Origin of the sequence: Bacillus cereus group sp. BfR-BA-01309 (assembly GCF_022664315.1) — a bacterium.
Lineage (GTDB): Bacteria > Bacillota > Bacilli > Bacillales > Bacillaceae_G > Bacillus_A > Bacillus_A mobilis.
In genome coordinates this window covers 150,107-162,736 of the sequence record NZ_JAKUHE010000006.1, presented here as the reverse complement: position 1 = coordinate 162,736, position 12,630 = coordinate 150,107, and the positions used below count along the sequence as shown (strand labels likewise).

Genomic DNA, 12,630 nt, shown 5'->3' with positions numbered 1-12,630 from the left:
TATTTCCTCCAACTTTTCATTAACAATATGTAATTTTAACCCCATTTTATGAATTGGACAAGACTTATACGGAATACACTCCCTTCATATACATTACATTTTATAAGTTATATTCTATTCAAAACTTTGGATTTCATAGCAAAAAAGCTGCTCTAGCGCAGTTATACAACTATGCTAGAGCAGCTTTCTTATCGTTAAAAGTAACGTTTCTTCCAAAATACAAATGCTAAAGCGCAAGATAATGTTAAACATATTATAAGTACAATTACAAAACCTTGAGCCTCACCTTCAAACGGAACCTTTACGTTCATTCCAAAGAAACTAGAGACCATTGTTGGTAATGATAAAATGATTGTAATGGACGTTAACAGCTTCATAACACTGTTTAAATTATTCGATATAACAGAGCTAAAAGTATTCATCATTCCACTTAAAATGTGACTATATATTTCCGCCATTTCAATAGCCTGTTTATTTTCGATTAATACATCTTCTAATAAATCTTGATCGTCTTCATACATTTTTAAAAATGTACTGTTACGCATTAATTTTTGAATTACAATTTTATTCGCCTTTAATGATGTCGTAAAGTATACTAAACTTTTTTCAAGGCCTAACAATGTGAAAATCTCTTTATTTTTCATCGACTGATTTAATTGATGCTCTAAATCGATTGTTTTTCGATTTATTTGCTTTAAGTATCTTAAATAATAAGTAGAAATCGTATATAAGAGCTGAAGTGCAAAACGCGTCTTTTTAAACGTATAAAATTCTTTAATACGTTGATTAATAAAACGTTCAAAAATTGGGTTTTCTTCTAAACAAATTGTCACAAAACAATCTGGCATGACAATCATACCAATTGGAATCGTGTCATAAATTGAATTTCCTTCTTCATCATGTCTAACTGTTGGAATATCCACGATTATTAAAGTATTATTGTCTTCCTTTTCAATACGAGAGCGTTCTTCGTCATCTAAAGGGTCTTTAATGAAATCTAAGTCTACATTTAAAGTTTGTACTAGATATTGAATTTCTTCTTCCGTTGGATGAAGTACATTAATCCAGCAACCCTTTTGTATTTCCTCAACCTCTTGTAGTTTTCCGTTTCGGTCTGTTAAATAAATATTTAACATACTATCACCCCGATTCTATTTACATGTAGGAATCTACCTTTCTTACACAACAGTTTTTGAACCGCCATTCTCAGCATATGAAACATACGTTTAAATTTCAATAGAAAAATTATTTTGAAAACGTTTTTATAAGAAAAATATTATAAACAAAGAAAAAGACAGAGTGCTCTCTGCCTTAAAAAGCTTATGTTGCCTTTATAACATATTTAGAAAGCATCCACAAGTTAAAGCCCACCGAAATCGTATAACCAGCGTATGTTGAAATGATAAAGCTTACATAATCGAAATACGGAAGCAACACAATATTTAAAACTATTTTCACAATAATGCCAATCACTAATCCTAGTACTGTTTTCTGTTGTTGATTAATTCCTTGTAACATCGCAGCTGTTACTGTAAATAGCGAAAATAGTATACAGGCAGGAGCATAATACTGCAAAATAACTCTCCCCATCTCCGGGTCATTACCAGCACCAAATAAAAGAGTATATACTGGTTTTGCTAGCAACATCATTCCAATTGCTGCTGGTACCGTAATACCTACTACTAATACATTCGTCCTCGTAAAATGTTTGTACAGTAACTTCACATTTCCCGCTGTATAGGCTTTTGTCATCTCAGGTACGAGAGACATACTAAAAGCAGTTGCAACAGAAACTGGGATAAGTACAACCATCTGAACAAGACCAATTATTGCATTAATCTTCTCCGCTTCTCCTTGCATATATCCTATTTGTATAAGTAGTTTATTAATTGTAAATGTGTCAATCGTCTGATACAGCGGAATTGCTAAGCCAACGACAACAAACGGTATTGAATATGTAAAGAGCTCCTTATATAGCGAGAAAAATGATTTCGTTGTTTGCGGTATACTTGCCATTTCTTTTTTCTTTAAGTGCTTTCTCCTCCTTATGTAATATGCACTTAATACAGTCAGTCCACCTATCGCTCCCATAAAGGCACCGAACGTTGAAATACCAACCGCTAGCGAGACAGAAGCTTTTAAAATATATAACACGACAAAGCTTCCTATCAAAATGGTTAAGACCCGAAAAAATTGCTCTACCACTACACTTAAAGCAGAAGGCCCCATCGATTGGAATCCTTGAAAGAATCCCCTTAATAAACTCATTACCGGTACAAGTATTAACGCAGAACTTACAATTTGAATATTAGTTGTGACCGCCGCTACACTATTCCCTGTTTGATCATTTCCATCGATTACAAGTTTAGCTAAATGTGGAGCTAATATATATAGGGTTAAACATGAGATTACTCCCATTATTAACATAAAAAAGATACCGCTCTTTAGCACTCTCTTAACCGTATGATAATCATTCAGTTGATCATATTTTGATACCATTTTCGAAACTGCCAGTGGTAGTCCCATCGTTGCAATGCTGAGCATAATCGTATATGGACGATATGCATATGTGTATAAAACGTACCCACTCGTACCAACCATGGCTGTAAATGGTATAACATATATAAACCCTAACATTTTAGATATCATCGTTGCCATCGTTAAAAATATCGTTCCACGTATAAACGGTGACCCTTTCATCACATTCCTCCGCTACGCTTTATTATTATACATTATGGACAACTCTGTTTTTTTAGAACCGAAACAAGTCACCAACCCCTGAATTGTTGGATTTCACCCGTAACACAAATCAGATGGAGTCTTCTTGCCGAAACAAATAAAAAAGCCAATGAAAAATCATTGACTTTAACGCGCTGCTTTTTTCTTTTTGAAATACTTTAAACCAAAGTATAAAGCAACAAAGAGAACAGCTCCTATAATTATGTAATGTGTGTAATCAGATGCATACTCTTTAATGTGTCTCCAATTTCCACCAAGCTTTTCACCTAAATATATAAATAGTATTGACCATGGAATAATCGCAACTACAGTATACAGTGTAAATAGTTTTAACGGCATTTTAGCTAATCCTGCTGGAATAGAGATTGCGTGACGTACGACTGGGATAAAGCGCGCAGAAAAGATTACTCCTGCTCCGTAACGCTTAAACCAACCTTCCGCTATGTCTAAATGGTGTTTATTAATAAGTAGATATTTCCCGTATTTCTCTACAACTGGACGTCCTCCATAGTATCCAAGCCAATATAAAAATATTTGAGCTAACGTACCACCGATTGTTCCAGCAATAACTGCACCGACAAAGCTAATTTTACCATCTGCAACTAAAAAGCCCGCATACGATAGTACAATTTCACTCGGGATAATTTCAATCATTAAAGCTAGCGCTACTCCAAAGTAACCTAAGCTTGCAAAAAATTGCAATAACTGATCTATTATGTTTGCTAACATTTTATTTTCTATCTCCTTTTTTCTTCACATACCATTCCATTATTACATAAAGGTTGCATTCTGCCAATATCTTCATTCCAACAATTTGATCGGCATAAGCATGATTAATCTATTAATATTTCTTTCTGAGATTCTTTCATGTAGGCAAACATTTCTTTAATTTGTTCTTCGGTATTTCTAGCAATCGATAAATTAGGCAATTCATTCTCGCCAAAGAACTCCACATCTTCTGTTTCAATACTCGTTTTTTTTTCGCCACCAATAATCTTACAACCAATAAAAATTTTATATACATGTGTTGCTGAAGGCGATGGTTGATGTTTTTCTTTATCAAATATAGCGAGTAGTTTAAAATCATCTACTTCATAACCCGTCTCCTCTATAACTTCTTTCGCTGCTACTTCTGTTGGCGTATAGCCGATATCAGCCCATCCACCTGGCAATGCCCATTTCCCATCACTTTTTTCTTTCACAAATAATAACTTTTCATTTTGAAAAACGACTGCTCTTATATCAACTTTTGGTGTTTGATAACCTGTCTCATTTGCAAATAACTTCTCTACAACTTCCCAATCTGTCTTTGTGTAATGTGACATCATCGAAATGGAAATATCCCGTAATTGTTGGAAACGCTCTATATCATACACATCTTTAGAATACGTTAAACCCGCTTGGGCTATAGCTTGTATTTGTTTTACCCAATCAATCCACTTTACCGTCATGTTTCCAAATCTCCCATCCTCTTTTAATTGAATATTAAGTTAGTTTTACTGATACATCTTTATTATACAAAAAAAGAGATTGATAATGTTCCAATCTCTTTCAAAATTAATCCAATTCATGTAGGTGGTCATGTATATACTTCCTTCGCTTATTTATATATTCATAAATCATATCAGCTTCTTGATCAAATGTTTCTAATTTGTCTTTCATATATGGATCTTGAAGTAAATATGGACGAATCGATTCACACAACCCTTCAACTTTCGGCATCATAAATGAAACGGTAAATTGTTCTTCTAATATTTCTTCCAAAATACTTCGGTATTGTTTTCTAAAAACAGGTATATCTAACAATCTTGCACTTAACGTGTTATAGCCTTGAATACGAATATACTCATGATTTAGTGGCCTTCCTTGTACATCACGCCCCCAAGTCGCATCATAATCCCACGGTATCACTTCAAATAAATTTGTTTCATCGTTATGATATAGCGCATAGTTATGAACAAAACCATCAAAGTTTTGCGTAAAAATGACGCCAGCTAACCATCTTAAATATTTGTCTACATGCAAAAACTTTCCAATTTCTTTTTCATAAGCTTCCCTCTTCAAAGTATTCGCTTGAAATACAAATTCACTCAGCTGTTCTTCGCTATTTTCATTCGAACATTTAAATTCATATCCCGCAAAAAGCTCTGTCTTAACATCTTTATCTCTCTCGCTCATTAAAGAAAAGTTCGCATCATCATCTATCGCATAATAAATAGAACCATTTGGTAATCCTCTATTTTTCAAAAAGTTTTCATCAACTGATTCTAACTGTAAATATACACCTTGAATTTGACCATTAATTTTTATAAATACATGTTGTGATTTTGGTGAAAGCACACCAATATCGTGAAAAAAATCTAAAGATAATTTATTTCGTATGAGAGACGGATCCATAAACTCCGAATTTAAATGAAACTCTTTCGCACCTTGAAATTTTTTCGGTTTATAAAATATAACATGATAAGACTTTTTCTCAAATTCACGAATATGAGCACCTCGGTATACGATATCAATGTCATATTTCTTTTTTCCATAAGTTAATTTTGCTGGCACTGGACTGTCTGACCAAATGTCTTTCTTCAATTCCACTACGTACATTGGATGAATAAAAAAATCATATGAAGGCAGCATGTTTTCTCATCCCTTCTCAGTTCTCTTCATTCAATGTATGCGCCTTGTCTTGTCCATACATCCGCTATCATCTATTTATATAAAATTACACTCTTGTCCTGTTCAGAAAGACGTCATATCTCATATCATGTTAAGGAAAAAGAATACCTTTTCACTTGAATACATGATAAGGAGGATTTCTATGAAACGTGATATTAGAAAAGCTGTTGAGGAAATCAAAAGTGCGGGGATGGAGGATTTCTTACACCAAGATCCAAGCACATTTGAGTGCGATGATGATTGCACGACAAAAATAGATTGTAGCGAAGATTGTAAATGCCCAAGAACAAGATGTACTCGCGTAAAACATTGTACGTTCGTTACAAAATGTACCCACGTTAAAAAATGGACATTTGTTACGAAATGTACTCGTGTTCGCGTTCAAAAATGGACGTTCGTTACGAAAGTAACACGTAGAAAAGAATGCGTTTTAGTTACAAAACGTACTCGCAGAAAGCATTGTACATTCGTTACAAAGTGCATACGCTTTGAAAAGAAATTTTTCTGGACGAAACGATGTTTCTGTAAAAAATGTGAATTCTTCCCGAACGGACATGGTCACTCTTGCGACGATTCATGTGATCATCGTAAGGACTGTCACGATGGTGGTCATAAATTCCCATCTTGCAAAAACAAGAAATTCGATCACTTCTGGTATAAAAAACGTAATTGCTAGTTTTTATGCCTACAAAAAAGGCCGTCTTGCGGCCTTTTTTACGTTTACTGAAAATGACTTATATCTGCAAATTGCTTCACTTCACCTTTACCGTCTTCAAATTCTATTATACTTAGACTAGCACTATGCATAAATGGGTCACCCCATACATTTTCTATTTCAATACCGGCAAAATGTCCTACAAGTAATTTTGCCGCTGCCGCATGGGAAACAATTAATATACTTTCTCCTTTATGCTTTTCTAGAAGAAGCTGTATCCCCTCAATTACCCTTTTATAAACAGACTCAAAATTTTCTCCTGATTTTGACTGAAAAAGATGTGGCTCATACCAAAACAATTGTATTTCGTCTGGGTATTGCCTTTCTATATCATCGACTGTCTGTCCTTCCCATATACCCATGTTAATTTCATAGAAATGCTCATCCGCGATTATCGGTATATCACGTTCGCCCTTTATTAACTCTGCAGTATGTAGGGTTCTTTCACTCGGACTACTATAGATCGCATGGATAGATAAATCTTTCATTCGATCTCCTAATTGTTTAGCTTGTAGCATACCATTTTCAGTTAAAGCAGAATTTTTCCGTCCTTGCATTCGCTTCGCTACATTCCATTCCGTTTCACCGTGCCTTGTTACATATACAGTTGTCTTCATTTCTCATTCCCCCTTACCATATTGGCCGCAATTCCCATGGTTCTACTCGTCCTACAATCCATTCATCACACTTACTCTCAATTCCTTTTGTTACCCCATCCGATATTTCTTCATGGGTAAGCCATCTCCCGTATGTATCTTTTAATATAAAACCTAATATTATTCTATAGTAGCTACACCGCGTACCTCCTATTTTTTGTGCGGGCATACGCGACGCTTTACTACCAAAAATATGAAAAACGTTGTATGTTTCAGACCACAACTCTAATTCTCTACAAATGAGTGATAACGTATCCTTCGCACTTGCGTGTATCCATGCGACAACTACTGTTATTGGACCATTCCTCTCAATTGTACTTTTAATAGCTAGCTTTACATCGTCATTATTATGATAATCTAATGATAGACATGTGATCCTTTCTGGCGCAGCACTCTCTCACTTAACATTTTCTAATTTCACTTCATCTCGTCCAATAATAGAAACATGAAATCCTTTCTCCCAAAGCCACATAGAGACTCTCTTTAGCATTCCTGTCCCGCCAATTACTAGCGCATGCAACTTTTTTCCTCCCTTAATAAAATGTAATATGAGGTTTATCTTCTCTATAATAATTAAGTCGGTCTTGCAATGTCCCTGAATGAAATTCAAACTTATGGCCGTCAGGATCAACAAAATATATAGACTCACAGTCCCTTACATTCCGTTCTCTTCCTCGTAAAATATGAACATCGTTTTCTTCTAATCGCTGCAGTAGGCGTTCAAAGTCTTTCTGTTCAACTGAAAACGCAATATGCGTATAAGATTTATGAATCTCATTTCTCGGAATATGTGTTTCTTCATTAAGCGCTACCCATACCCCGCATATATTGAAATATGCGAGTTTTCTCCCTTTAACTAATAATTCCCCTTCCAATACTTTTTCATAAAATGTAATAGAATCTTTTAAATTAGATACTGAAAAACAAAGATGATTGATTCCTTTTAACAACTCTAATTCCTCCTATACAAATAAAAGATGAGCGAAAATTCACTCATCTTTTATTATACTATTTCTTTGTAATATATGCCCATTTATAACTGAAGTCCCCACCAAACGTATGATTCGCAATACCTTTCACGTATGGTTTTTCTAAATATGCCGTACTTTGTTGGTACGCAGGAGAAATAGCAGCATCTTGACCAATTAAGATTTTTTCAGCTTCTGCAAGAGCACTCCAGCGTGCTTTATCATCTTTTAATAGCTCTCCTTTTGATTTCGCTACTAAATCATCATACTTCGGATTAGAATAATCCATTTCATTAAATGAGCTTCCAGTAACAAACATGTCAATATAAGTCATTGGATCCGGATAGTCCGGACTCCATGCAGATAATGAGAATTCATATTCAAATTTCTTTTCTAACTCTAGCTTCTGCTTATATGGTTGTTGTTTCAAATTCACTTTAATACCAGGTAAATTTTTCTCTAACTCTTCTTTAATAAAGTCGCCCACTTTTTTACGGCTACCATTATCATCATTTAGAAATTCTACTGTAATTGTATCTTGGCCAAGCTCTTTCTTCGCTTCTTCCCATAATTTTTTTGCTTTTTCTGCATTATCTTTGCTATCACGGAAATTTTTATTTACAGTACGGAAATCTTTTCCATCTGGTCCTGTCGTAAATTTCTCAGGTACTAAGAAATATGCTGGTAATGATCCGTCATTTAAAATAACATTGGCAATTCCTTTTTTATCGTATGCCAGATCAATCGCTTCACGAACTTTTTGGTTTTTAAACGTTGCATTTTTTTGGTTAAAGCGTAAGAAATACATACGTGGATCTAACTTCGTTTTAAATTCATCTGGCTTATTCTTTTTATATTTATCAACGAATTCAGAACTTAAAATAACTCGATCCGCTTGATCACTATCATATAAATTTACTCCTGTGCTCGTTTCCTTCACAATATTTACATTAATTTCTTCTAACTTCACAGTATCTTTATCCCAATAATTAGGGTTTTTCTTTAGCTGATAGCTTCGTTCATGTTTCCATTCACTCATCGTAAATGGTCCATTATATAATAGTTTATCTGCTTCTAATGCATATTTATCCCCTTGTTCTTTCACATATTTTTCATTTAAAGGGAAAAACGTTGGGAATGAAGTAAGCTCAAGGAAATATGGTGCTGGTTGTTCTAATTCTACTACTAACGTTTTATCATCCTTTGCTTTTACTCCTAATTGATCTAGCGGTAATTCTCCCTTATTTACTTTCTGTGCATTTTTCACATCAAATAAAATAAATGCATACTCAGCTGCCGTTGCTTTATCTAATGCGCGTTGCCATGCAAATACAAAATCTTGCGCTCGAACTGGATCGCCATTAGACCACTTTGCATCTCGTAATTCAAATGTATATGTCGTTTTATCTTCACTAATCTTCACATCTTTTGCCATACCCGGAGTTGGTTTATTGTCCTTATCTAAACGATATAACCCTTCCATTGCATTGACAAAGGCACGGAATGATACAGAGTCTGTTGATTTTGACGTATCCATTGAAGGAATTTCTGCTGCTTCTAATAAGTTTAATACTTGCTTATCTGCTGCTCCCTTACCTGCTTCTTTCTTCGTTGTAGATGCCTTCTCCCCATTTCCGCAACCTGCAACTAATACACTTGTCGATAATGCAACTGCAGCAATCGTTGTTACCTTTCTCTTCATTCTTCCTTCCCCCAATCTATATGTATAAATGAAAGTAGTATAATACATACCATTATACAAAAGATTCAGATTATTTCAAATATTATTTTTTGTACAGTAAAAAAAAGAAGCGGCTAGAACGCCCTTCTATCCGCTTCTTTTTCTATTCCTTTTACTTGTAATCCATCCTCTATGTCAAATGGATTTTGAACTTTAAATATTTCGTCCATTATCTTCAAAAACTCTTCCTCATTTTTAGATTCTCCATTAATCGTCAAGGAGTACGGCTCAATCTCGCCCAATTTATAATCAACAACAAATTGGATCTTCACCTTTTTCCTTGGCATATCAGGACTTTCTCCTTGGAACTCTACCAATTCTAATCCTTCGGTGCCACGATAATATACCCAACCTGGATTTCTAAAATAATTTTCAAACGATTCACCAATGGAAAAGAACGGATATTCATATAGTGAGCCTGCACGAACCTTTTGTATAATATCTCGATCAGTCGGGAAAAAGAAATGGCTGAAAAAGATACTAGCAACTGCTAAAATCGTAACAATTGTTGCTCCCATTTTACTCGTTCCACCGCTATCACGGATGAGATACTTCTCAACCGATTCATCTTGAATTTCTCGTGCTTTTATTCGATATATACGCCTTTCTGCAAATTGATAATATAATCCATTCGCAAAAATCGCCATTCCAAATAAAATAAAAACGAGTAATAAAAACGTAAGAGGCACTATATTAATGATCGGCAGTGCTACGTTGAATCCCATATAATAAGAAAACGCATCGCATGCTAATAATAACAATATAAATAAAGCTGCAGGCAAATAATACTTACGATATCCAAGCCAACCTACATTGAAAATAGCTGCCCAACCATTCCAGCTCCATCTAGCAATCCGCTTTTCCTCAAGCTCCCATTTCCTTTGGTAATATGGATATTGTCTCCCTACATATACTCCTAATTCTTTGTCTATTAGCGAGCTTCCTTCACCTTGTTCATTATGCAAGGTCCGCTGGCAACTTTCACAATTCAACTGATTTCCCTTGCAAGGTTGCCCACAATTTATACACTTCAAAACAATCCCTCTTCTCATCCATACGTCATTTCAAAATACCTTCGTGTTTTAATAACCACTCTTTCCTCCATAAACCACCAGCATACCCAACAAGCTTCCCGCTCTTTCCTATTACACGATGACACGGAACGATAATTGAAATTGGATTACGACTATTCGCTCCTCCTATCGCTCGTACAGCTTTCGTATTTCCAACCTTCTCTGCAATATCTAAATATGAAGCACTTACGCCATAAGGAATAATATAGAGCGCATCCCATACATTTTTTTGAAATGATGTTCCCTCAGCAGACAACGGGACCGTGAACTCTTTTCTTTTCCCCTTAAAATATTCATCTAGCTCATTTATACATCGATCTATCGTTTCATTTTTATGTTCTTCTTGTCTCTCATCAACAAATATAACAGACGTAATTCCTTTATCGTTCGCTGTAATTTCCAGCAAACCTAATTCACTTTCATAATAAGCCTGGTACATATGTCATCCTCCAATTCAATTCATATTAATTATTGTAACACGAATATACAAAATTTTTCGTATAAGCGTTTTATTAGGGAAAACAAAAAAGAGAATGATACAATGTAAGAAAATTCAATCTAGGAGGCTATTGGATGAATTCCGAACTTTTTTCATCTTATACAATTAAGGACGTTACATTAAAAAACCGTATCGTTATGTCACCTATGTGCATGTATTCATCAGAAAACGAGGATGGGCAAGTAACTAATTTCCATCTCGTTCATTACGGAACAAGAGCTGCCGGTCAAGTTGGTTTAGTTATGATTGAAGCGACAGCCGTGTTACCGGAAGGGAGAATTTCTAATAAAGACCTAGGTATATGGGATGACAGCCTAATTGAAGGCTTACATAAAACGACAACTTTTATACATGATAACGGTGCAAAAGCTGCCATTCAACTCGCTCATGCCGGAAGAAAAGCAGAATTAGAAACGGATGCTCTCGCTCCATCAGCAATTCCGTTTAATGAAACAATGAAAATACCAGTAGAAATGAATATACAGCAAATAAAAAATACTATATTAGCTTTTCAGCAGGCTACAATACGATCAAAACAAGCTGGATTTGACGTTATTGAAATACATGGTGCTCACGGTTATCTTATTAATGAATTTCTTTCTCCACTTTCTAATAAGCGGACTGATGAATATGGGGGCTCACCTGAAAATCGCTATCGTTTCTTACGTGAAATTATTGACTCAATAAATGAAGTTTGGAACGGACCGTTATTCGTTCGTATTTCAGCAAATGACTATCATCCTGATGGGTTAACGGTTCAAGATTACGTTCAGTATACAAAATGGATGAAAGAACAAGGGGTAGATGTAATCGACTGTAGTTCTGGGGCTGTTGTACCGGCACACATCGATGTATATCCCGGGTATCAAGTACAATACGCAAAACATATTAAAGAGCATGCTAACATTGCAACTGGTGCTGTTGGATTAATTACGACCGGGGCACAGGCAGAACAAATTTTAAATAATAATGAAGCAGATTTAATTTTTATCGGACGTGAGTTACTTCGCAATCCTTACTTCCCAAGAATAGCCGCCAATGAACTTGGCTTTGAGTTACAAGAACCATACCAATACAAGCGAGCACCAGGGAAAATCCAAACGAATAAATAAAGTGAAACTTTAATCAGTGGGGGTTTTTTTCTTCATCCCCCACTGATTATTAGCTCTCACCAATCGGACTTTTATGGGCAGCCCGACCCCCACCTAACTTCTTTGCTTTCGCTGAATGTTGAGTTGGGGGTCTTACTGCCCATTAACGCGGGATAAAACCGAGAATATTATGTACGACTACTTACAGAGAAATTAAAAGTATACTACAAGACAATGTATGTTATTTTATAATATCATTTTAAGGTGTATCAACATTTTGCTTGATACGCCTATTTTTTATCTCCTTATTCTCACTACATGCAGCTATACATTTAAATAACGTTATATAAAAACAATTAAACTTTAATGAACAAAACAAGCATAGTCACACTCTAAATATGCGACAAGGTTTCAATCCACATTCAATAATATGGATCACAACTGAAGTAACAAAAAAACAATTTCTCAAATTAAG

14 protein-coding genes are annotated in these 12,630 nt (G+C 35.0%); 2 read left to right on the top strand and 12 right to left on the bottom strand.

What is annotated here, in order from left to right; genetic code table 11:
- Nucleotides 1–194: 194 nt before the first annotated feature.
- The 5 genes from MR115_RS13595 to cotH form a co-directional block, all read right to left on the bottom strand.
- Nucleotides 195–1,136 (bottom strand): magnesium transporter CorA family protein, encoded by a 942-nt coding sequence (locus MR115_RS13595; protein WP_242241649.1) that lies wholly within the window; start codon nt 1,134–1,136, stop codon nt 195–197.
- Between the two features lie 184 nt (nt 1,137–1,320).
- A complete protein-coding gene (locus tag MR115_RS13590) occupies nt 1,321–2,700 on the bottom strand; it encodes a putative polysaccharide biosynthesis protein (protein ID WP_242241648.1) in 1,380 nt (459 codons plus the stop codon).
- Nucleotides 2,701–2,865: 165 nt separating this feature from the next.
- Nucleotides 2,866–3,468, bottom strand: coding sequence for an undecaprenyl phosphate transporter UptA (uptA, locus tag MR115_RS13585; protein ID WP_242241647.1), 603 nt, complete (start codon nt 3,466–3,468; stop codon nt 2,866–2,868).
- A gap of 104 nt (nt 3,469–3,572) precedes the next feature.
- Complete coding sequence (locus MR115_RS13580; protein WP_242241646.1) at nt 3,573–4,190, bottom strand: NUDIX hydrolase N-terminal domain-containing protein; 618 nt, start codon at nt 4,188–4,190, stop codon at nt 3,573–3,575.
- Between the two features lie 106 nt (nt 4,191–4,296).
- On the bottom strand, nt 4,297–5,373 hold the full coding sequence (gene cotH, locus MR115_RS13575; protein ID WP_242241645.1) for a spore coat protein CotH: 1,077 nt from the start codon (nt 5,371–5,373) through the stop codon (nt 4,297–4,299).
- Nucleotides 5,374–5,554: 181 nt separating this feature from the next.
- Here cotH and exsB point away from each other — a divergent pair, with 181 nt between their 5' ends.
- On the top strand, nt 5,555–6,088 hold the full coding sequence (gene exsB, locus MR115_RS13570; protein ID WP_061676443.1) for an exosporium protein ExsB: 534 nt from the start codon (nt 5,555–5,557) through the stop codon (nt 6,086–6,088).
- A 44-nt stretch (nt 6,089–6,132) separates the two neighbouring features.
- Here the strand turns inward: exsB and MR115_RS13565 are convergent, their stop codons facing one another.
- The 7 genes from MR115_RS13565 to MR115_RS13540 form a co-directional block, all read right to left on the bottom strand.
- On the bottom strand, nt 6,133–6,744 hold the full coding sequence (locus tag MR115_RS13565; RefSeq protein WP_242241644.1) for a phosphoserine phosphatase 1: 612 nt from the start codon (nt 6,742–6,744) through the stop codon (nt 6,133–6,135).
- Nucleotides 6,745–6,757: 13 nt separating this feature from the next.
- Nucleotides 6,758–7,159 (bottom strand): short-chain dehydrogenase, encoded by a 402-nt coding sequence (locus tag MR115_RS13560; protein WP_242241760.1) that lies wholly within the window; start codon nt 7,157–7,159, stop codon nt 6,758–6,760.
- Between the two features lie 21 nt (nt 7,160–7,180).
- Entirely contained in the window at nt 7,181–7,303 is a 123-nt protein-coding gene (locus MR115_RS30050; RefSeq protein WP_309243101.1) for a Rossmann-fold NAD(P)-binding domain-containing protein, read from the bottom strand.
- 13 nt (nt 7,304–7,316) lie between these two features.
- Entirely contained in the window at nt 7,317–7,733 is a 417-nt protein-coding gene (fosB, locus tag MR115_RS13555) for a FosBx1 family fosfomycin resistance bacillithiol transferase (protein WP_242241643.1), read from the bottom strand.
- A gap of 58 nt (nt 7,734–7,791) precedes the next feature.
- A complete protein-coding gene (locus MR115_RS13550) occupies nt 7,792–9,453 on the bottom strand; it encodes a peptide ABC transporter substrate-binding protein (protein ID WP_061676447.1) in 1,662 nt (553 codons plus the stop codon).
- 113 nt (nt 9,454–9,566) lie between these two features.
- Nucleotides 9,567–10,544 carry a DUF2628 domain-containing protein gene (locus MR115_RS13545; protein ID WP_242241642.1) on the bottom strand — a complete coding sequence of 326 codons (978 nt, stop codon included), beginning with the start codon at nt 10,542–10,544 and terminating at the stop codon, nt 9,567–9,569.
- Nucleotides 10,545–10,551: 7 nt separating this feature from the next.
- Nucleotides 10,552–11,004, bottom strand: coding sequence for a methylated-DNA--[protein]-cysteine S-methyltransferase (locus MR115_RS13540; RefSeq protein WP_242241641.1), 453 nt, complete (start codon nt 11,002–11,004; stop codon nt 10,552–10,554).
- Nucleotides 11,005–11,138: 134 nt separating this feature from the next.
- Here MR115_RS13540 and namA point away from each other — a divergent pair, with 134 nt between their 5' ends.
- Nucleotides 11,139–12,176: an NADPH dehydrogenase NamA gene (namA, locus tag MR115_RS13535; protein WP_242241640.1), complete on the top strand. Its 1,038-nt coding sequence runs from the start codon at nt 11,139–11,141 to the stop codon at nt 12,174–12,176.
- Nucleotides 12,177–12,630 lie beyond the last annotated feature (454 nt).